Consider the following 20,382-nt stretch of genomic DNA (forward strand, 5'->3'; position numbering starts at 1 on the left):
CAAATTCGAGTTCATAAACTTCCTCACGACCAAATAAATCGCGCTTTGAACGTCACTCGATACCATATGGCCATGCGCGAGCCGCTTCAATGGCCGCTTCGAGAACGATAAAAGTTCTAAATCCAGCGCCTAACTCGCTGTTTGTAATCTAAATATTCGGCACCAAACAGAGACTCTAAAGCGCGTTCTTCGGGTCGTATTTGAAAACGATTCATATACCAGACAAAACCGAAACTAAACACAATCGCGAGTAGGTTCTGTTGCCAATAGGCGAAACCAAATAGCAACAGAAATAAGCCCAGATACATTGGATTGCGGCTGTAGCCGAAGATTCCTGAGTCGACTACTGATGAAGCGTTTTCGACTTTGATTGGATTTACCGTCGTTTTAGCGCGCTTAAACTCATACACCCCACCTAAGCCCGCAATGCCTGCCGCTAAAAAGCACAGCCCGAAAACAATCGAATTCAATGGCAAACCGACCTTAAATGCGAGAAGTTCATGACTAATATGATTGATCACCACAAAGAACAACAAAAAGAGAGCAACGGGCGGAATCTTCCTTTCTAGCTTATCCATTGATATTCCTTAACAAACAGAGGTCTACTGTATACAAAATAGCTCAGCCGTATCGGCTGAGCTATTTAATTTTTAGATAATTTGCAATAGCGCTTGCAGTGGATGCTGAACCTTTACATCTTCGAAACGCTTGACTTGACTTCGGCAAGAGTAGCCGGTAATCAAGCAGCGCTCCTTAGGTAAGTCTTGCAGTCGAGGTTTCCAACTCAATCCGTAAATATCTTTCGACATTTGCAGCTTATCGACTTCATGACCAAAGGTCCCGGCCATACCGCAACAACCAACAGGTACGGTATCAAGCCGAGCCCCAAAATGAGCGAATATTGCCCCCCACTCCTTTTCAGCATTTGGCATCTTGGTTTTTTCGGTACAGTGAGCAAATAGATACCAAGGCTCTTGGCCATTTGATGGCTGCTTATCCATCTCGCTCAACTTAGGCTCAAGCCATTCATGAACAGTGAGGACTTGGAAATCGCCACGCTTATCACCTAACACCTCTTGGTATTCATCGCGATAGCAGAGCACTAACGCAGGGTCTACGCCTACTAACGGGATCCCAATATCAGCAACCTGCTGTAAAAAGGCAGCGGTACTTTTCGCATTTACGGCGAATTGTTTTAAGAAGCCTTTCACATGCTGCGCTTTACCATTGGGTTTAAATGGTAGCAATACCGGGGTCTTGCCCAACTTAGTCACCAAAGAAGCAAAATCTTCGACAACCTGCGCATCATAGTAGCTAGTAAATGGGTCTTGAACGATGACAACATGATTCGCTTTGTCATCTTTCGATAGCGCCGCGAGATCTTGTAGATCAAATGACTTAAGCGACGTTAGTCTCTTGGCTAAAGTTGGCACTGAGAGTAAAGGTGAGTCAACATAACCTACTGATTTAGCGGTTAAGTCTTGCACCCACTTTTGCTTTAACGCACCGTTAACCAGTTTCGGCGCTTTCGCCAATACAGGAAGCATAGACTCAATGTTCGCGACCAAATAATCCTTAGCGGGACGCTGATAACGAGAGTAATAGATATTAAGGAATCGAGAACGGAAGCTTGGAACATCCACTTTAATTGGACATTGGCTCGCACACGCTTTACACGCGAGACAGCCGTTCATTGCCTCATAAACTTCATGAGAAAAGTCATACTCATGTCGCTTATTGAGGTTATTTCGCACGCGATCAATCATGGTTTTGATTGACGAGCTTTCTTCCAGTGCCTGCTTCTCAAGATCAAGGATATCGATTCCTTGCTCAGTTAATTGACGAAGCCACTCTCGAACTAGACCTGCTCGCCCTTTTGGCGAATGTCGTCGGTCGGCTGTCACCTTCATTGAAGGACACATTGGAGAGGAAGTGTCGTAGTTGAAGCACAAGCCATTACCATTACATTCCATGGCTTGTTTAAAACTATCGCGAACTTGAACATCAATCTGACGATCGTAATATCCGCGCTTAGTATCGGTTACTTTTACTAACTCTTCTGTACTTTCAAGCGGTGTACAGATCTTACCCGGATTCATCTTATTGTGAGGGTCGAAAGCCGCTTTTACTCTGCGTAACTCTGTAAATAGCTCTTCGCCGAAAAACTCTGGCCCATACTCTGAGCGATAACCCTTACCGTGCTCCCCCCACATTAAGCCACCATATTTCGCCACCAGCTTAACCACTTCGTCGGAAATTTCATGCATCAAGCTTTCTTGTTTCGGATCGCATAGATCAAGCGCCGGGCGAACGTGGAGAACACCTGCATCAACATGGCCAAACATGCCGTAGTTCAACGATTTCGCATCAAGCAGTTCACGGAACTCCGCAATAAAGTCGGCAAGGTTTTCTGGTGGAACACACGTGTCTTCCGCAAAGGCGACGGGTTTCGCTCGTCCTTTTGCCGCACCTAGCAAGCCAACGGCCTTTTTACGCATATTGTAAATACGACCTATGCTAGCAACATCGCTACAGACTTGATAACCGATGATGCCGGCTTCATTGTTCTCTAGCATACTTTCTAGGCGCGCAGTTAACGCTTTTACCTGCAGCTCGACTTCCTGTACATCTTGACCAGCAAACTCGACCATATTGATCCCTTGCATATCTTTGCCAGGAACGTCGGTCAAAAGGTCACTCACTGTGTGCCAAACAATATCTTGCTTGGCTAAGTTAAGTACCCGAGAGTCAACGGTTTCTACTGAGAGCGCATTCGCTTCAACCATAAAGGGGGCGTTTCGCAGTGCAGAGTCAAAACTGTTGTACTTAACATTAACTAAAGTTCGAGCTTTGGGGATTGGCGTGAGATTGAGTTTTGCTTCAGTGATAAACGCGAGTGAACCTTCCGCGCCACACAGCACACGGGTTAAATCAAACTTGTCTGCGTCGGTATCGAGCGCGTTTTTTAGATCGTATCCCGTTAAAAATCGATTAAGAGGAGGAAACTTCGCTTCAATTTGAGATCGTTTCTCGCGACATACCTTTTCGGTAACGTGAAATGCTTCAAATGCATACTCGCCTTCCTGCGGCATGCCTTTCGATAAATCTGACTCTAAGCATGAGCCATCAGCAAACACAGCTTGCAGCGAAAGTACATGGTCCGATGTTTTACCGTACTTAAGTGAACCCTGGCCAGAGGCATCGGTGTTGATCATACCGCCCAAAGTCGCGCGGTTACTGGTCGACAAATCTGGAGAGAAGAAGTAACCAAACGGTCTTATTGCATCGTTAAGTTGATCCTTAACAATACCCGTTTGTACGCGAACCCAACCTTCTTTCTCATTGATCTCCAAAACCTTATTCATATGACGAGACAGGTCAACTACGACGCCCTTCGTCAGGGACTGTCCGTTGGTACCTGTGCCGCCTCCACGAGGAGAAAACTTGATTCGTTCATACTGCGATTGAGTACTAAGCTTACCTATAAGTGATACATCTTCGGTGGTTCTGGGATGCACGACCGCTTGAGGTAACTCTTGGTAGACGCTGTTATCAGTGGAGACAGCTAAGCGGCTAGAAAACTGGCTTTCGATGTCACCGCTAAATCCGGCGGCTTTAAGTTCTTCGAGAAAGGTGAGTACGATCGGATCAACATCCGACTGTGAATGTAATCTTGGTAACATTTGCTTCCTGCCCCCTACTACGCTGATCCAATCAGCAGTGGGTTCACTTCAGTTTAAAAACTATTATTTGAATCAGGTCACTTTACAACATTTAAAAGGGTGATCAAAACAGAAATGCAGTGTCAGAATGGAACTTATCGCATTTTTTTCCCACACTTAGAATTATTGGACAAACTTTAAGTGTCTCTTATGAGCGAGTCATCAATGAAAAAAAATAAAGTCATCACAACAGAAGATATTCTTTTGAAATTGTGCCAGTCCGTTTCTGGCGTTTTAACCTCTGCGACAAGCTCGCAAATTTCATACTCAGCTATGGTACAGAAGATTACGAAAACAAGCCTTAAGCCTGATTTCGGCTGCTTTGTACTATTTGATGGTGGATTTTCAGGTCTAGTCGTTATCAACTTCACTTCTAAAGCTGCGCTTGAGGTGTACACAAACTACATGCGCAACATGGGTATGCCTGAAGAAGAGCTTGCGACTCTGCATACTTCTGATGAAGTGGCGGATGTATTGGGTGAGCTTATGAACCAATTGGTCGGTCACTTTACTAACCAAGTGCGCAAAGACCTTCATACTCACATCACGCAAAACCAACCGAAAATGCTTTCTTTGAACAAACAGGTGAACCTATCGGTCGATACCAATCTTGATCGTCCTCAGGCGCGCCGTGTGACCTTCTCTACCGAGCAAGGCAATATTTTCTACCTAGAGCTAGCAATGGACAAAACGGAGTTCATTCAGCTAGAAGAGTTTGAAGCGACGGAAGATGAGTGCCCTGATGATATCTTGGAGCAAACTCAACAAAAGATGAAAGCGAAAAACGACAAAAAGGAAGAGAAGCAAGACAGTAATGCCAATGACCTGCTGGATGAACTAGGTATCTAGCGTAACCTCACTCTTGCTAATGGAATGCCGTCGACAGTTCGATGGCATTCTCTATTCTCTATTCTCTATTCTCTATTCTCTATTCTCTATTCTCTATTCTCATTATCCTGACTGAGCGCCTTATAACGACAACTCATTTCCGTTTTTAACCAGAAAACGGTAAAATGTCCGACTTTGCTAAATTAGTGAGATTTGAAGCGGTCGATGGATAAACAAAAAGCCCTTAAGAAAATTGCGAAATGTTTAGAACTTGGTAACTCTGCTAACGTTAACGAAGCGGCGAATGCAATCAAGATGGCTCATCGCTTGATGCTTAAGTACGGCCTCGATAAAGACGATATTGAGTTTATCAAGATGGGCAAAACCCAATCGACTCACCTCCTGCCAGCCAACGTTGGTTCAAATCTGCTTAGAATTATTCGCGGCATTAACACGAAATTTGGCGTCGAAGCCGTTTTACTCAATCACAAAGGTTTGAAACGTGTAGAGTTCATTGGTGAAGCTGACCGTGCCATCTTCGCAGCTTTTGCGTTTGATATTGTCTATCGTGAAATGAATGAACAAACTGGTCGTTTCCGCAATGGTTTTTCAGGCTCCGGCACACCAACAACAGAGGTCACTCGACGAGTAAACTCTTTCCTTTCAGGCTGGGTTGAAGGGGCTTTAGAAAAGTTACCGATCATCAGCCCTGATGAAGATTCGGCGAAAAAAATTGATGACTACATCGATAAAGAGTTCAAAAACATCGACCGAGAGACATTCAAACAACAACTCAGAGAAGCGATGAAGAACTTAACCGAAGATTATGAAGTCGGTTTAAAGAAAGGTCGTACCGTCTCAGTTAACCGTCCTATAGATGGGGCACAAGCACCAAAAATGCTCAGATAGAGCAAGCTTTGTTCACCCACCGTTAATATTCAGTAAATTAATCTTTTCCGCGTTGACATAGCGAATGCCATCGGTTTAATTCATGGCATTCGAGACCCAGACTAACCTTGTCTGGCAATAATAATGATACACGGAGATGTTATCGTGAAGAAGATTACGGCTGCTTTAGCCATCGCAATAGCCCTTTCTGGGTGCCAAGCCACACAGCGCCAAAACGCAACCACTGGCGAAACCGAAACCAACTCAGCAACCCAAGGTGCACTTATCGGCGCCATCGCAGGTGCTGCTGTTGGCTTAGCAACCGGTGATGATGCAACAGAGCGTCGACAACACGCGCTGATCGGTGCTGCGGGTGGTGCCGCTGTCGGTGGCGGTATCGGTTACTACTTTGACCAACAAGAAGCCGCACTACGCAAAGAACTTATGGACTCTGGTGTGCAAGTAGAGCGCGTTGGAGAAAATCAGTTATTGCTTCGTCTAGAAAACGGCATTGGCTTCCAAACAAGCTCTTATCAACTTGACCCTAGCATTCATAAAACCTTGCGTGGCGTAGCAAGAATCTTGGTTGAGTACCCAGATACTAGCCTTGTTATTGATGGCCATACTGACAGTACAGGTAGCGATACAACCAACCAAATCTTGTCAGAGCGTCGCGCTGAATCAGTACGTTCTTACCTAGTTTCACAGGGTGTTGCAGCAGGTCGAGCAGTTGCTCGCGGCAATGGTGAACGATACCCGCTTTGTACTAACAGTACTTCAGAAGGTCGAGCTTGCAATCGACGCGTAGAAATTCAGATCTTACCGCTAAAATAATCTTGGCGAGATCGTTGCAAAAATGGCTTCCAAGGAAGCCATTTTTTTATTCGTAATATCGATTCGAGACAATAATTGTCTATTTTTTCTGGCTAATTGATATACTTAGCAAATACAACCACTTTTATCCTAGTGACTAGAGGCTGATTTGCGAATCCTATCCCTTCTACTACTTGTTTACTCTTCAGTGAGTTTTGCTCAAACAGTAGAAGAGCTCACACAAAGCGCTCAGAATAACAATGTCCACGCTCAGTTGGAGCTCGCAGATAGATACCAGAAAGGGCAAGGGGTGACTCAGTCTGACTCAGAAGCTTTCTACTGGTATCAACAAGCAGCGAACAATGGGAGTGATTCCGCAGCAGCAAACCTAGGACGTGCTTACTATAAAGGCCTTGGCACAAAGGTAGATATCGAGAATGCGATATTTTGGCTTAGCAAAGCTGCAATATCCGGTGACAAACAAGCTCCATTATTACTTGGCCAGTTGTACGAGCAAGTAAAAGAGCAGCCTGACAACCTGGATCTAGCGGAGCTTTGGTATGAACAAGCCGCGAAAGAGAACCCAGATGCAGAGAAAGATTATGCTCGGGTACTTGAACAGCAGTTTAATAATCGTAGAGCTAAGCAAGTAGCGGCTATTGATCAGTTAGAAGTGGCCTTTGACCATCAAGATATAGAACTAAGCCCTAAAGCAAAGTCCCTCGCCCACCAAGGACAAGCACAAAGCACCACTATCTATGCATTAATTGGCCTGCTCGCAGTGTGTATTGCGCTCATCATATGGCTGTTGCGCACGAACCGCTCACTTCGAGCGCTTACCGAAAGCAGTGATTCCGATGCCCAAAGGCAGCAAGTCAAAGTTGACCGGGAAATTCGACGTAAAGATGAAACCTTAAAGCAACAAAAACGCCAGATGGAGGCGATGTATCGCCATATTAAAAAACTTCAAGCTCAGACAAAACCGAGCACTAAATCTCAATCTGTCGCGCAAGATAAACCAATCACCCTCGCTTGCACACTGTTTGGCTTTAACCCTGCCAAGATCCCTGATGAAAAACAGATCAAACTTCGCTACAAGCAGTTGTCTAAAGTTTATCATCCAGACCTAAAAGGAAGTGAGGAAGAGATGAAGCGCCTAAATCAGGCACTTAAAGTCATACTCAAACACGTTAACAAATAGTTACAAAACCCAAGTAATTAGATTTCCAATTTTAGACAAGGCTTAAATTACAAGGCTACGCAATCGATCCCCCTCCCATTACACGTAACAAATAGTTAACCATATACCGTTATTCATGTCATAATCTGCACCGAAAATAACACCTAGTAAATAGGGTGGGGAGAAATCTATGTTTACTATCGAAGGTGTATGCGATTGGTGCAAAAAGCCAAGCATGCTAACCAAACATGAATACGTTGACGGTAAAAGCCATCATTCATGTAAAGAGTGCAATGACTTAGCGACATTGGATGTACGTCAGTTCAACATTGCCGAATTACAACAGCGTGGGCGTCAAATCAGCTCACTACGTTAATTCGTACTCTTTCTCCAAGGACGACACTAAGGCCACCTTAAAAGGTGGCTTTTTGCTTTATTGGTATACGCATCAGTTTTATTAACACTTCGTTTACAAGTCAAAGTGATTAAGGTAGGTTCAAATTAGGTATTGAGAACGGTAGCCTCTTAATGAACCCTGATATCGCAATAGAAATAGATCGTAGAAAGCATCTGGAAATGATGGATGCCTTCCCTATGATCGCGATTCTACAAGGTGCTTTAGCCACTTTGGTTCTAAGTTTGACCGTATTCAATTACGGGCTATCAAGTCAAAGCATTATCTGGGCGGGTCTGTTCTTATGTGTCATTAGCGCGCGATATATCGTTGACCGCTCTTTAAGGCCACATATCGATAAACACAGCATGACCAAGACACATTGGTTTGCTCTGCTTACGACTCGATCTTTAATCGGCTTCGTCTGGTCATTAGGATCTATCTGGTATATTGAGATCGCTCCAGAACACAACTTACTGACTACCACAATCTGGTGCACCGCCCTCGCCTTCGCTGGTACTATCTTTCACATCAACTCTATTTCAGCACTGCAAATATACTTTTGGTCACTGATTCTGCCGCTTGTTGTTTACTTTTCAATTGGCTTAGAGCGTTTATTTGAAGCGTTTACCTTAGTGCTATGCGGCGTCATTTACGTTAGCTTATACACCCGAATTCTGCACAATAAAGCGTTAAAAAGAATCGCAGAAGAGATTGAAAAAGAACAATTAATTCGGCAACTTTCTGAAGCAAACCACTCGATAAAGGCACTCGCTGAGCAGGATGCGTTAACCGAGCTCAAAAACCGCACCTACTTCAATCAAAAGATAGAAGCCGTATGGCAGCGTGCCAAAGAGAAGCGCCAAGATCTTTGCGTCATCTTATTTGATATCGACCACTTTAAACCTTTCAACGATAACTATGGACACGTATCTGGAGATAAAGCCTTACGCAAAGTCGCCAAGCGACTTAAGACAATAGATCTAGAAGCGGAATATAGCTTCTTTGCCAGAGTCGGCGGTGAGGAGTTCGTGGCAGTATTACCCAATACCAACTTAGATAAAGCGATAACTATCGCGGAACGGATTAGGTATGGCATTGAGAGCGCAGCCATACCACATCAATACTCCTCTTGTGCAGATATTATTACTATCAGTGCTGGAGTCGCGATTTGCACCGCCGGAGAAACCTCTTCGATTATTGACATGATGGAACAAGCAGATAAGGCCCTCTATCTCGCGAAAGAGGGCGGTAGAAATCAAGTAGCGATATCTCTAGAACCTAAACAGCCGCATCTGGTTGAGCTTCAGGTGCAGCCCTCTTAAACGCCTCCAACTCGCTTAGTGACGTTGTCACTCTGGCAATGTTTGAATAAGGGGTTAAATCAACGTCAAAACGCTTGGCGTTGTATACCTGCGGGACAAGACAAGCATCAACCAAAGTGACCTCATCGCCAACACTATATTCACCGCTACACAATTTCAGACGTTTTTCCAACGCGGTAAAGCCCTGCTCTATCCAATGACGATACCACCGAGTTTTGTCCCCCTCTTCGACAGAAAGCTCACCCGATAAATATTGCAGTACTCTCAGGTTATTGAGAGGGTGAACATCGACGGCGATATCCTGCGCCAGTGACTTCACGATGTAACGGCGCTCTTTGTCTAGCGGGGTAAGCACAACCTCTGGGTAGGTTTCATCAAGGTAATCGATGATCGCTAAAGATTGGTTAAGAATGACGCCTCCATCGACTAGCACTGGCACTAACTGGTTCGGATTGAGATTTTGATAATCGGCGGAGTGTTGTTCTCCGCCGTTTTTTACCAAATGAATAGAGCGCTGCTGATAACTCAACTCTTTTAGGTTAAGTGCTATTCTCACACGGTATGCTGCTGAAGATCGCCAATAACCATAGAGAATGCGATCATTCATATTTCACCACTTGTTGGTCAATCGCGCCAAAGATCGAGTGACCATCCGCGTCTTTCATTTCCATCTTGATTCGGTCACCAAACTTCATGAAACTCGTTGACGGTGAGCCATCACGGATCGTTTCTATCATTCGTACTTCAGCAATGCAGGAGTACCCAACCCCACCTTCACAAATCGCAGTACCAAAGTCAGTACCTTGTTTATTTGATACTGTACCTGAACCGATGATCGCTCCTGCTGATAGAGGGCGACTTTTGGCTGCATGTGCAATCAGTTCCGGAAACTCGAACGTCATATCAACGCCCGCATTTGGACACCCAAAGGGTTCATTGTTGTAAAAGCTTAGAAGTGGCAGATTCACTTTACCACCATCCCAGTCGTCCCCGAGTTCATCAGGCGTCACGGCCACCGGTGAGAAAACTGAAGATGGTTTTGATTGAAAGAAACCAAACCCTTTCGCGAGCTCGTTAGGGATCAAGCCGCGAAGTGAAACATCATTGACTAGCATAATCAGCCTGATAGATTGCGCCGCTTCTTCAGCCGTAGCTCCCATTGCAACATCACCTGTTACGACAGCGACTTCACCTTCGAAGTCAATTCCCCACTCTTCGGTCACTACCGGGATATCATCACAAGGTCCGATAAACGCGTCGGAGCCTCCCTGATACATCAAGGGATCAGTCCAAAAACTTGGCGGCATTTCCGCGCCACGCGCTTTACGTACCAATTCGACATGGTTGACATACGCCGAGCCATCCGCCCATTGGTATGCTCGCGGTAAAGGAGATTCACTCAAAGCCGGATCAAATGGCATTTCGCTGGTTAGCTCTCCGTTATTCAACGCCACATAAACCTCATTGAGCTGAGATTCAACATGACTCCAATTGTCTAACGCTTCTTGCATCGTTTGTGCAACTTCAGGTACAGCGACACATTTTGTCAGTGCTTTGTTTACCACAACCAGTAAGCCATCTCGGCTATCATTCTTTAGGGTTGCTAACTTCATATTCAGTCCCTTTCTATTTTTCTTTCCAACTGTAGACGTACTCTTTGTTTTCCACCTGCTCAGCCTCGTTACTGAAGTGTAGCGCGTGTCTGGTATCAATCATGACCGCAACTTCATCAGTAAACTTCTTCTTGTACTCTTGACCTGCTTTAAAGGCTTTAGGGTGAGGGCCATGAGTAAAGCCTGCTGGATGGAAGGTCACCATACCCGCTTCAATATTGTCGCGACTGAAGAAATCTCCGGCGTGGTAAAACAGTACTTCGTCATAATCATCGTTATTGTGATAAAACGGCACTTTCAGTGCACCTGGGTCACTTTCAATGGGCCTAGGAACAAAGGTACATATAACAAACCCTTGACCAACAAAGGTGGTATGCGCCGATGGTGGTAAGTGATACCTGTGTGACATTAATGGTCGGATATCACGCCAGTTCACTCGCACGACTGACAGGTCCCCATGCCAACCAATCGCATCAAGTGGATTGAATGGATACGTGACAACACTAACTTGGTCGTGACGCTTGATATGAACCTGTGTGGCGTCCTCGGAATACTGGGCTTTAAACTGGTCATCAATTTTCGGTACATCCAACACCCCAGGATCAAAAACAGCGTGATTTCCTACCATACCCTTCTCTGGTAGCGTGTAAGCCGCATCCGTATTTTCAATCATCAAAACAAACATGGGTTCACGAGGCTCTAATCGCCAACTCGTCGAACGCGGAATCATTACATAATCGCCTTCAACCACTTCTAAGTGTCCGTAGTCACAGTAAAGATCTGCAGTTCCCTGATGAATAAACAACAGCTCATCCCCATCAGCATTTCTAACCAAATGCGTCATGGCATTCTCTAACTTCCATACGCGTACTTTACAGTTGGCGTTGTGAAGAAGATGCGGCACAGACCAAGGTGAACGCTGGTGTGATTCCTCTACGTGGTTGAAGTTGAACGCGCGTGGTTTTAAATCGCCTTCCCACTCACTCCAACCGGTAGGAGCATGTTGATGGTGAAAGTGGGCAGCAGGCCCAAAGAACCCGCTACGGCCAGCTTCACGTTCGTAAATTGCCTCTTCGGGAAAATCAGCGTGCGCTTGCTTGGAGCACACTCCCTCCCGATGAGGGAATGTTATCCATTTATGCATCGTCTAGTACCCCACGACGGATTTGATCTTCTTCAATCGACTCAAATAGCGCTTTAAAGTTACCCTCGCCGAACCCTTCGTTACCTTTACGTTGAATGATTTCGAAGAACACGGGACCAATTACTGTCTGAGTAAAGATCTGCAGTAGGATGCCATCTTTCATTGGTGCGCCATCGATCAAGATTCGTAGATCGCGTAATTTCGACACGTCTTCTTTGTGTCCATCCACGCGGCTATCAACTTTTTCGTAGTAAGTATCGGGGGTTGGCATAAAGTCCATACCACGATCACGCAGAGTTTGGACTGTCTGGTAAATATCATCTGTGGTTAAGGCGATATGCTGAATGCCTTCGCCGTTGTACTCACGAATAAACTCTTCAATTTGCGATTTGTCATCAGAGGATTCGTTGATAGGAATTCGGATCTTGCCACAAGGCGCAGTCATTGCTCGGCTCACCAAGCCCGTTAATTTGCCTTCAATGTCGAAGTAGCGAATTTCACGGAAGTTACCAATGCGCTCATAGAAGCCCGACCATACGTCCATATTACCTTGCTTAACATTATGCGTTAGGTGGTCTATCTCGTAGAGGCCGACATCCATTTTAGCAAGACGCTCCTTCGCGTCTTCATAAAAGCGGAAGTCCACTTCATAAATACTGCCATCTTGGTAACGATCAACGAAATACAGCAAGCTCTCACCAATACCGTATATCGCAGGGATGCTAAGTTCCATTGGACCAATTTCAGTGATGTATTCTTTACCACCATTGTCTAGCGCCTGCTTCATTGCAACCGCCGAGTCTTTAACGCGAAATGCCATGCCACACACAGAAGGGCCATGAATTTCAGCAAAAGCATGGGCCTGACTATGGGGTTGAGCATTAACGATAAAATTCACATCACCTTGTCGATAAAGCCACGCTTCTTTTGAACGGTGTTTAGCCACTTCTGCAAACCCAAGCGAATTAAACAGGTCTTTAAGCGCTTGAATACCTTTCGCGTCTGCCGCTGTATATTCAACAAACTCAAATCCATCTGTACCTAGTGGGTTGTACGCTTCGTTCATTTCTATATCCCTCGTTATTGATCTAACTACCGTGTAACTATCAATAACTTGGCTCAGCTAAGCGCAAATTTGAACCTTACACGCCCAATCCGAAGTTAACGAAATGTAATTACAAACTGTAAACACGTTTAATTCAGACAACTTAAATACATAAAAATCAAAAGCTTAAACCGAAATACATGGTAACAATTAGTTTACATTTAGCCAATAATCATAAATTCCTACTTATTAACAAGTATAGTTCAGTCTTGAATTTGACTCTGAAGACCAAACAGGTCTAGCTGCCTTGTTACATTGAGCAAATCAATTCAATCATTCACATAAAATCACTAGGCAAATCGTTAACCATAAATTGACATTAGGAGTTGCTGATAGATTGATATAGCGCAGACAAATCTCCCCTTCGAGCCGTTATGGTTATCCCCTCTGTTCCTTAACGAGGTATAACAATGACTCAAATTAACCGTGAACGTCTGGTCGAACACTTTATCCAACTAGTAAAAATTGACAGCGAATCTCGCAACGAAAAGCAAATTGCGCAGGCGCTTGCCGAACAGTTAGGTGAACTAGGATTTACTGTCCATAAACTGCCAGTGCCTGAAGAGGTATCAAATGGTTTTAACGTCTATGCTCGACTAGAAGGCACGATTGACGATAGCGTTGTACTTAGCTGCCATATGGATACCGTGACTCCAGGCATTGATATTGAGCCAGTGATTGAAGACGGCATCATTCGTTCGAAAGGCAACACTATTTTAGGTGGTGATGACAAATCGGGTATTGCCGCGATTATGGAAGCAGTTCGCAGCATTAAAGCACAAAACCTAGCTCACAAGACCATTGAACTTGCCTTCACTGTTCATGAAGAAGGTGGCCTATTCGGCTCTGAAAACTTCGACATGTCTTACATTCAAGCCGACAAAGCAATCGTATTAGATACCGGTGGTCCTATTGGCACTATCGTCAATGCTGCACCGGGTCAGCAAAAGATCGTTGCTAACTTTATCGGGCGCCCAGCTCATGCAGGCTTGGCACCAGAAGAAGGTATCAGCGCGATTCAAGTCGCCTCTGAAGCCATCACCAACATGAAGTTACTGCGTATTGATGAAGAGACAACGGCTAACATCGGTATTGTTCAAGGTGGTAACGCAACCAACATCGTTATGCCTGAGCTAAAAGTGGTTGCAGAAGCGCGCTCACTAAACGATGAAAAACTGACAGCACAAGTTGCTCATATGGTTGAAACCTTCCAAGCGGCAGCAGATAAGCATGGCGCACAAGTTGAGATTGAATCGACCCGTGCATACAACGCGTTTGTAATTGCAAATGATCATCCACATATTGAGTCGGTAAAAGCCTCTTTCGAAGCCATTGGTGCAAACCCTTACACTAAAGGGACCGGTGGTGGTAGTGATGCCAACAACTTTAATGCCAAAGGGTTAACCACGGTTAATATCTCTACTGGTATGGCAAAAGTTCATACTACAGAAGAGTTCATTGCTATTGATGATATGGTGAAAGTGACGGAGTTTGTTGAGCACTATCTAACACACTAAGTAACGTTGAAAACCACAAAAGCCGCAAATTGCGGCTTTTGTTTTATTGATTGTCACGCGCTACTCTTTGGTCAATTTCACCACCCTTTCCTCGCGCATTTCCTGAGTCATCATTGAGGCAAACTCATCATGGTTAAGGGGTTGTGAAAACAGATAGCCCTGATACTGATCGCAGCCTTCTTGCACAAGTACATCCAACTGCTCCTGAAATTCGACCCCTTCCGCAACAAGTTTGATCCCTAAACTGTGCCCCATTTGAATGATGGTACGGACAAGTACCCGATCAGAGTGATTGATAGCACACTCATCAATAAAACATTTATCAATCTTGATAATATCAATAGGCAGTTGTTTTAAATATTTGAGGCTTGAGTACTCCACACCAAAGTCATCTATCGCAATAGAGACACCAATCGCTCTTAACTGACGGCATATATCGGTAATGTTCTCCGGATCGCTCATCAAGGTAGATTCCGTAATTTCTAGCTGTAATAGATGCGAAGGAAGTTGTGTCTCTTTGAGCGCCTTACACACCACTTCAAATAGATCTGCATGCGCAAACTGGACGGTTGAAACATTGACCGCAATACAAACCGGTAGGTGCTGATCATAATACTGTTTCGCTTGGCGACATGCTTCATGGATGATCCAGTGACCTATAGGCACAATCTGTGTCGTCTTTTCAGCAATTGGAATAAACTCCGCCGGCGATATTGGGCCAAGTTGTGGATGGTTCCAACGCAGCAAAGCTTCCGCACCGACTATCTTAACCGATTCAACGTCTACCTTAGGTTGAAACATAAGAATAAACTGGTGGCTAGATAAGGCAGAACGTATCTCTGTCTCGATTTGATGCTGCCTAATTGTTTCCCCAAGCAACTCATCGTCAAACCAACAAACCGCCCCACCACCGACCGAGCGAGCTTTATATAGAGCAAAGTCAGCGTTTTTCTCCCACACTTCTGGGCTACCTACCGCATCCGCAGCATAGGCAACCCCAATACAATAGGAGAGTCGATGAGAAGTATTGTCCACATCAAACATCGCTCTTTGATGACGATTTAACTCATCAACGAGTTGTTCGAGCTTAGGTTGGAGTTCTTTATCCTCCACCACAACGATAAATTCATCACCGCCAAATCGATAGACCTTACCTACATCTCCCACTATACCCGCAATATGCTTAGAGAATGCAATTAGCAGTTCATCGCCATATCGATACCCCAATCGGTCGTTAACATTTTTAAACCCTTCAAGACCAATATGCACCATCCCAAAATGTTTCGCATTATGCTCAGTTATCTTATCGATATCCTCTTTATAGGCATTGGCATTGGGCAGTTTCGTTAAGTAGTCGGTCTGACTTTCTGTTTTAAAAGTCGCCGCTTGTTGTTGCGTTTTTACAAACAAGTAAGTCATTAACGTGGCAAACACAGTGACGGCGGTCATCTCAATTGAGGTATCAATAAACGTATGAAAATCTGAAATGGTTAACTGGTATAAGTAGCCATTAATCAGTGCGGCGCATACGGCAATTGACCACAATGTTCCCGGGAACAGCACTATATAGCAAAGTGGCAAGAAGAATAGGCACGCTTTAACAAGTTCTAGAGGGAAAGGCTGAATCAATCCTCCAATCAAGAACAAACTAGTGGCTGAAAAAGCAAATACGTGTTTGAGAGATCGGTTGGTACAATACAATGCTAACAATAACAAAGCGGGGAATAGGTAGAATGCATATTCCCAAGGGTGCGGTTGCAGCAAAAATGAGTGGGACATAACCCCTACTGCAACGATGTAGGCGATATAAGCGATAACTTGTACGGCTTCGTTTACCTTAAATAGCTGCTGCATTTGATGCCTTGCTTACTTGTTTCTTCTAATAAACAGTAGCGCATATTTGGCATCTTCGGCGGACTCAAATAGATTTACAATTGCGAAAATAGCAAAAACGCCTCAAAAATGAGGCGTTGTTTCATTCAAACAGAACGGGTTCTACAAGCCGAGCTCTTCAGATAGGGCTTTCATCTGCTTTAGATCCATTTGATGAACCCGAATCATCTGCTCTACTTGGCTCAAGCGAGATTGAGCCTCATCTTGTTTATCACACGAATCTGATTTCGCGTCCCAAGACGTCCCTTCTAAATAGATATCACATGCTTTCTTAAGCTCTGAGATCTTAGGTTGGAGTTCTTCCCTCTCTTTCTCTAGAGACTCTAGCTCCATTTTTACTCTTAGTTCTTGTTGAAACAATTCACGAGAACGCTCAAACATGGTCGCCTGCATATCTGCTTGTCGGTTTAGCTTGCTGTTCTGTGAGTTAGCCGTTTGCAGTTGCTCTTTTTGCGTGGTGATCTGTTCCTCAAGCGACAAGTTAACTTTTTCGAGCTCATTAACTTGTCGCTCAAGTTTACTTACAACTTCTTGGTGTTCAGCTTTTTGTTCCTCTATCGCTTTTTGTAGCTTTAGTGCCACTTCATCGTCGACCTTAGCCACTTTTTCTTCTACTTGAACGACCATTTTCTGCTTGTCTTCCGCCAAAGTTTGATACTGTTGCTCAAGTGTTTGGTATGTGGACTCCCATTTTTTTGCAGTCAGTGTCGATCCAACCAAACCACCTAACGCCAAACCTAAAACACCTGCGATGATAATATAGAGATGCGTTCGCTTGTCTCGCTCTTCAATAACGACAACGTCATCATTCTCTTGGTTATCGGTATGTTCGTTCACTTATTTGCTCCTGAGGGTTAACGCATCAGTTCTGTAATCATGAGCGTGGTTGTGTAAAGTAAAAAGCCAGCAATCAAAGTAACAACCACGTATTTCTGTAGCTTTTCGCTTGTCCGATAGCGAATCAAAACAAACGCCAAAGCCACTAAAAAAGCAATTGCAAGTAACCTTGTCATAACCTCTCCTTAGGCAGACTTTCTATTCATTACTTTATACCATTTTTACGCCGAAATAGTCAGAAACGCGTAGTTTTACTGGCTAAGAATTTTAATTTAATTGATTCAAATGGTTACTTTGTTATCAAAGTGCAAATCTAAGAGCAAATTACGAGCACTTTAACGCGAACCACAGCATTTTGTTTGGTACTCTTTTCGAACTAAGGTATAAAGAGCTAACGAAAAATAGTGGGAAATACCGATGAAACCATACAAGTTGGACAATAAGAAACGCCGCATCCAAAAGAAACTGTTTTTGGGTGAATTTGCAATGCTTGGATTTGAGCTAAGCTGCGAAACCACAATCACCGATTTCGATAAGTATGACGTGTTTGTCGATGAGTTCATCGATTACATTGATGGCTTAGGCCTTTGCTTTGGTGGTGGTGGCCTAGAACTGTTTGAAGGCTTCTTATGCTGTAATGCTCGCTACGCCGATGCGACTGAAGAGCAAAAAGCCCAAGTTGTTGCATGGTTAGAAGCTCGTGAAGAGGTTAAATCAGTGCAAACTAGCGATTTGGTAGACGCAAACTACTTCTAGCTTCCGCCCCTGTCTATGAAAAATAGCGCCATTTACGGCGCTATTTTTGTATGCTCTATCTCACTTCCATCCCAAGATTATACTGTGCCAAACAGCGCGTTACGTAACTTACTTTTAACAAAGCAGCAATAACAATCGTGCTTATATGTGCGGCAATTTGCTCGCCTAAAGTAAATTTGTAAGCGTACGGATAAGAAATGAGTACGCTGACGACTAACGCAACAAAGGTTAATAGCAGTGCAACATTCGAAAAGTTCAAAAGTTTATTAAAAGTAGTATTGGTTGGTTGAGCAAACATATCGACCTCACTTTGATCATTTTATTGTTTTATGCCCTCTACATTGCACATACCTTGCCAAAAATTAATATTATTTAAAATCTTACACTTACCACAACACGAAAACATTTAACGAGTCATTTTGACTTTCTGAAAATCATGTCCTAATGACACTACCAGTGCTATTAAACATCAATAAATCATCACTATAAAAACCTTTCATTTGATGTAAATCAGCTATTGAAATACAAAAAAATAATGATAGAGTTCACACATCGATAGCAACCAGTGTTATCGACTAACTTTTACTCAGTTTATCGAGTAATTGTTCCGATGAAGACTGCAGGAGAGTGGTTATTTACCAAATATTAACATTTGGTAAGGATAACCTACCGAAGAAGTAAATCTTTCAGGTGCCATTTAGGTGGCGGGGACTGTAGTTGGAGGAGCCTCTGGAGAGAACCGTTAAATCGGTCGCCGAAGGAGCAAGCCTATTCGTAGGTGAAACTCTCAGGCACAAAGGACAGAGGAGTGGAAAGAACAATTCAGCTATTTTGCTTTTCTGCCTGTAGCTAATCGGGATCAATGATCTCTGCACTTTCACTCTTCTCCTTAAATAAGCATTATCACTTAAGGGGAAATCATGGATAACCTTCAATCTTTACTTAAAACAATCGACAGCTTTGTCTGGGGCCCACCACTATTGATCTTATTGGTTGGTACCGGTGTCTACTTCACTTTTCGTTTGGGTTTACTACAGTTTAGACACTTACCGACTGCGCTGAAAATGGTGTTCAGTAAAGATGATTCTAAAACACAAGGCGACGTCTCTAGTTTCGCTGCATTGTGCACCGCCCTATCGGCAACGATTGGTACAGGTAACATCGTTGGTGTCGCGACAGCAATCAAACTTGGTGGACCAGGTGCTCTATTCTGGATGTGGCTTGCAGCCCTATTCGGTATGGCGACCAAATACGCAGAGTGTCTTCTTGCTGTAAAATACCGCAAAGTCGACGACAAAGGCCAGATGATCGGTGGCCCTATGTACTATCTGCAATATGGCGTAGGCTCCAAGGCTCTCGCAGTGATGTTTGCTGTATTTGCATTGGGTGTAGCCTGCTTCGGCATCGGTACCTTCCCGCAAGTCAACGCGATAATAGATGCCAGCGAAATCTCGTTTGGTGTTTCTCGCGAAATCTCAGCCAGCGTACTGACACTGCTTGTTGCCTTTGTAACCCTGGGCGGTATTAAATCTATCGCGAAAGTCGCCGGTAAAGTCGTACCAACCATGGCGCTGTTCTACGTATTAGCCTGTTTAAGCGTGATTATTATGAACGCAGACAAGCTACTAGATGCGGTAGAGCTTGTACTGGTTTCTGCCTTTTCATCTACGGCAGCAACTGGCGGGTTCTTAGGCGCAAGCATTATGCTCGCTATCCAGTCTGGTATTGCTCGCGGCGTGTTCTCGAATGAATCTGGCCTTGGTAGTGCGCCAATGGCGGCAGCGGCAGCAAAAACCGATTCATGTGTAAAACAGGGCCTGATCTCAATGACAGGCACCTTCTTCGACACCATAATTATTTGTACTATGACGGGTCTTGCGCTGATTCTTACGGGTGCTTGGCAAAGTGACTTTGCAGGTGCAGCCATGACCACTCATGCCTTTTCGGTGGGTCTTAATGCCGACACGTTTGGCCCGATGCTTGTCTCGATTGGTTTGATCTTCTTTGCCTTCACCACCATTTTAGGTTGGAACTACTATGGTGAACGCTGCGTAGTTTACCTATTTGGCACCAAAGCGGTGTTGCCATATAAACTTGTGTTCGTCTGTTTAGTTGCCTCTGGCGCCTTCTTACACTTAGACATGATCTGGATTATTGCCGATATCGTTAATGGTCTAATGGCAATTCCAAACCTAATTGGTCTTATTGCTTTGCGCCATGTTGTGGTTGAAGAAACAAAACTTTACTTTGCTCAGGTCTCAACGGTTCGCAGTAATCGTGTGACTGTTTAATCAAGCCTAATAAACCAATGCGAAGCCGTAAAGCTTCGCATTTTTTTGCTTTAGCTAACTGAAACAAATACTTCAC

19 protein-coding genes and 1 riboswitch are annotated in these 20,382 nt (G+C 44.3%); of the genes, 9 read left to right on the forward strand and 10 right to left on the reverse strand.

From position 1 onward, the window contains the following. Positions 1-116: 116 nt before the first annotated feature. Together AC6R00_RS01695 and ydiJ are read right to left on the reverse strand one after the other, a co-directional pair. Positions 117-578, reverse strand: a complete 462-nt coding sequence (locus AC6R00_RS01695) for a methyltransferase family protein (protein WP_486786206.1) — start codon at positions 576-578, stop codon at positions 117-119. A gap of 72 nt (positions 579-650) precedes the next feature. Beyond that, positions 651-3,683, reverse strand: coding sequence for a D-2-hydroxyglutarate dehydrogenase YdiJ (gene ydiJ, locus AC6R00_RS01700; protein ID WP_500639145.1), 3,033 nt, complete (start codon positions 3,681-3,683; stop codon positions 651-653). Positions 3,684-3,887: 204 nt separating this feature from the next. On the opposite strand from ydiJ, the gene AC6R00_RS01705 reads away from it, so the two are divergent. From AC6R00_RS01705 to AC6R00_RS01730, 6 genes are all read left to right on the forward strand, one after another. After that, on the forward strand, positions 3,888-4,571 hold the full coding sequence (locus AC6R00_RS01705) for a DUF3334 family protein (protein WP_004742872.1): 684 nt from the start codon (positions 3,888-3,890) through the stop codon (positions 4,569-4,571). A 204-nt stretch (positions 4,572-4,775) separates the two neighbouring features. Then, complete coding sequence (locus AC6R00_RS01710) at positions 4,776-5,459, forward strand: DUF2786 domain-containing protein (protein WP_486786208.1); 684 nt, start codon at positions 4,776-4,778, stop codon at positions 5,457-5,459. Positions 5,460-5,603: 144 nt separating this feature from the next. Further along, a complete protein-coding gene (locus AC6R00_RS01715) occupies positions 5,604-6,272 on the forward strand; it encodes a YiaD family glycine zipper/OmpA-like lipoprotein (protein WP_069666170.1) in 669 nt (222 codons plus the stop codon). A 148-nt stretch (positions 6,273-6,420) separates the two neighbouring features. Further along, positions 6,421-7,452: a hypothetical protein gene (locus tag AC6R00_RS01720; protein ID WP_500639146.1), complete on the forward strand. Its 1,032-nt coding sequence runs from the start codon at positions 6,421-6,423 to the stop codon at positions 7,450-7,452. Positions 7,453-7,621: 169 nt separating this feature from the next. Next, positions 7,622-7,807: a hypothetical protein gene (locus AC6R00_RS01725; RefSeq protein WP_500639147.1), complete on the forward strand. Its 186-nt coding sequence runs from the start codon at positions 7,622-7,624 to the stop codon at positions 7,805-7,807. A 152-nt stretch (positions 7,808-7,959) separates the two neighbouring features. Next, positions 7,960-9,150, forward strand: coding sequence for a GGDEF domain-containing protein (locus AC6R00_RS01730; protein ID WP_500639148.1), 1,191 nt, complete (start codon positions 7,960-7,962; stop codon positions 9,148-9,150). Here AC6R00_RS01730 and maiA read toward each other — a convergent pair. The 4 genes from maiA to hppD are packed head-to-tail and all read right to left on the reverse strand — an operon-like array spanning position 9,107 to position 12,973. Further along, complete coding sequence (gene maiA, locus AC6R00_RS01735; protein ID WP_486786211.1) at positions 9,107-9,757, reverse strand: maleylacetoacetate isomerase; 651 nt, start codon at positions 9,755-9,757, stop codon at positions 9,107-9,109. The genes AC6R00_RS01730 and maiA overlap by 44 nt on opposite strands. Beyond that, on the reverse strand, positions 9,750-10,763 hold the full coding sequence (locus AC6R00_RS01740) for a fumarylacetoacetate hydrolase family protein (RefSeq protein WP_500639149.1): 1,014 nt from the start codon (positions 10,761-10,763) through the stop codon (positions 9,750-9,752). Before AC6R00_RS01740 ends, maiA begins: the two co-directional genes overlap by 8 nt. Positions 10,764-10,776: 13 nt before the next feature. Then, the gene (locus tag AC6R00_RS01745; RefSeq protein WP_500639150.1) at positions 10,777-11,907 is read right to left on the reverse strand and encodes a homogentisate 1,2-dioxygenase; all 1,131 of its coding nucleotides are present in this window, start codon (positions 11,905-11,907) and stop codon (positions 10,777-10,779) included. Then, positions 11,900-12,973: a 4-hydroxyphenylpyruvate dioxygenase gene (gene hppD / locus AC6R00_RS01750; RefSeq protein WP_494505095.1), complete on the reverse strand. Its 1,074-nt coding sequence runs from the start codon at positions 12,971-12,973 to the stop codon at positions 11,900-11,902. Before hppD ends, AC6R00_RS01745 begins: the two co-directional genes overlap by 8 nt. A 449-nt stretch (positions 12,974-13,422) precedes the next feature. Between hppD and AC6R00_RS01755 the strand changes: the two genes are divergently transcribed. Continuing rightward, a complete protein-coding gene (locus AC6R00_RS01755) occupies positions 13,423-14,529 on the forward strand; it encodes a M20/M25/M40 family metallo-hydrolase (RefSeq protein WP_500639151.1) in 1,107 nt (368 codons plus the stop codon). A gap of 60 nt (positions 14,530-14,589) precedes the next feature. Here the strand turns inward: AC6R00_RS01755 and AC6R00_RS01760 are convergent, their stop codons facing one another. The 3 genes from AC6R00_RS01760 to AC6R00_RS01770 all read right to left on the reverse strand — a co-directional run bounded on the left by AC6R00_RS01760 (position 14,590) and on the right by AC6R00_RS01770 (position 17,435). Next, positions 14,590-16,383 carry a putative bifunctional diguanylate cyclase/phosphodiesterase gene (locus AC6R00_RS01760; RefSeq protein ID WP_500639152.1) on the reverse strand — a complete coding sequence of 598 codons (1,794 nt, stop codon included), beginning with the start codon at positions 16,381-16,383 and terminating at the stop codon, positions 14,590-14,592. A gap of 141 nt (positions 16,384-16,524) precedes the next feature. Beyond that, positions 16,525-17,259 carry a chromosome partitioning protein ParA gene (locus AC6R00_RS01765; RefSeq protein ID WP_500639153.1) on the reverse strand — a complete coding sequence of 245 codons (735 nt, stop codon included), beginning with the start codon at positions 17,257-17,259 and terminating at the stop codon, positions 16,525-16,527. Positions 17,260-17,276: 17 nt separating this feature from the next. Beyond that, the gene (locus tag AC6R00_RS01770) at positions 17,277-17,435 is read right to left on the reverse strand and encodes a hypothetical protein (RefSeq protein WP_500639154.1); all 159 of its coding nucleotides are present in this window, start codon (positions 17,433-17,435) and stop codon (positions 17,277-17,279) included. 241 nt (positions 17,436-17,676) lie between these two features. Here AC6R00_RS01770 and AC6R00_RS01775 point away from each other — a divergent pair, with 241 nt between their 5' ends. Further along, on the forward strand, positions 17,677-18,015 hold the full coding sequence (locus AC6R00_RS01775; RefSeq protein ID WP_004743470.1) for a 50S ribosome-binding protein YggL: 339 nt from the start codon (positions 17,677-17,679) through the stop codon (positions 18,013-18,015). Positions 18,016-18,070: 55 nt separating this feature from the next. On the opposite strand, the gene AC6R00_RS01780 is transcribed toward AC6R00_RS01775, so the two are convergent. Further along, positions 18,071-18,313: a hypothetical protein gene (locus tag AC6R00_RS01780; protein WP_500639155.1), complete on the reverse strand. Its 243-nt coding sequence runs from the start codon at positions 18,311-18,313 to the stop codon at positions 18,071-18,073. A gap of 421 nt (positions 18,314-18,734) precedes the next feature. Then, a riboswitch (glycine riboswitch) is annotated at positions 18,735-18,829 on the forward strand. A gap of 106 nt (positions 18,830-18,935) precedes the next feature. Here AC6R00_RS01780 and AC6R00_RS01785 point away from each other — a divergent pair. Further along, positions 18,936-20,306 (forward strand): alanine/glycine:cation symporter family protein, encoded by a 1,371-nt coding sequence (locus AC6R00_RS01785; RefSeq protein ID WP_500639156.1) that lies wholly within the window; start codon positions 18,936-18,938, stop codon positions 20,304-20,306. The last annotated feature ends 76 nt before the right edge of the window (positions 20,307-20,382 follow it).

The organism is Vibrio sp. R10-SF1-ISO8 (assembly GCF_059833805.1).

What these genes read in the sequence shown, in the direction of transcription:
- hppD (WP_494505095.1), bottom strand. Translation starts at nt 12,973, where the DNA reads ATGAACGAAGCGTACAACCCACTAGGTACAGATGGATTTGAGTTTGTT.
- AC6R00_RS01705 (WP_004742872.1), top strand. Translation starts at nt 3,888, where the DNA reads ATGAAAAAAAATAAAGTCATCACAACAGAAGATATTCTTTTGAAATTG.
- AC6R00_RS01730 (WP_500639148.1), top strand. Translation starts at nt 7,960, where the DNA reads ATGAACCCTGATATCGCAATAGAAATAGATCGTAGAAAGCATCTGGAA.
- AC6R00_RS01780 (WP_500639155.1), bottom strand. Translation starts at nt 18,313, where the DNA reads ATGTTTGCTCAACCAACCAATACTACTTTTAATAAACTTTTGAACTTT.
- AC6R00_RS01710 (WP_486786208.1), top strand. Translation starts at nt 4,776, where the DNA reads ATGGATAAACAAAAAGCCCTTAAGAAAATTGCGAAATGTTTAGAACTT.
- AC6R00_RS01745 (WP_500639150.1), bottom strand. Translation starts at nt 11,907, where the DNA reads ATGCATAAATGGATAACATTCCCTCATCGGGAGGGAGTGTGCTCCAAG.
- AC6R00_RS01770 (WP_500639154.1), bottom strand. Translation starts at nt 17,435, where the DNA reads ATGACAAGGTTACTTGCAATTGCTTTTTTAGTGGCTTTGGCGTTTGTT.
- AC6R00_RS01760 (WP_500639152.1), bottom strand. Translation starts at nt 16,383, where the DNA reads ATGCAGCAGCTATTTAAGGTAAACGAAGCCGTACAAGTTATCGCTTAT.
- AC6R00_RS01725 (WP_500639147.1), top strand. Translation starts at nt 7,622, where the DNA reads ATGTTTACTATCGAAGGTGTATGCGATTGGTGCAAAAAGCCAAGCATG.
- AC6R00_RS01775 (WP_004743470.1), top strand. Translation starts at nt 17,677, where the DNA reads ATGAAACCATACAAGTTGGACAATAAGAAACGCCGCATCCAAAAGAAA.
- AC6R00_RS01740 (WP_500639149.1), bottom strand. Translation starts at nt 10,763, where the DNA reads ATGAAGTTAGCAACCCTAAAGAATGATAGCCGAGATGGCTTACTGGTT.
- AC6R00_RS01755 (WP_500639151.1), top strand. Translation starts at nt 13,423, where the DNA reads ATGACTCAAATTAACCGTGAACGTCTGGTCGAACACTTTATCCAACTA.
- maiA (WP_486786211.1), bottom strand. Translation starts at nt 9,757, where the DNA reads ATGAATGATCGCATTCTCTATGGTTATTGGCGATCTTCAGCAGCATAC.
- ydiJ (WP_500639145.1), bottom strand. Translation starts at nt 3,683, where the DNA reads ATGTTACCAAGATTACATTCACAGTCGGATGTTGATCCGATCGTACTC.
- AC6R00_RS01695 (WP_486786206.1), bottom strand. Translation starts at nt 578, where the DNA reads ATGGATAAGCTAGAAAGGAAGATTCCGCCCGTTGCTCTCTTTTTGTTG.
- AC6R00_RS01785 (WP_500639156.1), top strand. Translation starts at nt 18,936, where the DNA reads ATGGATAACCTTCAATCTTTACTTAAAACAATCGACAGCTTTGTCTGG.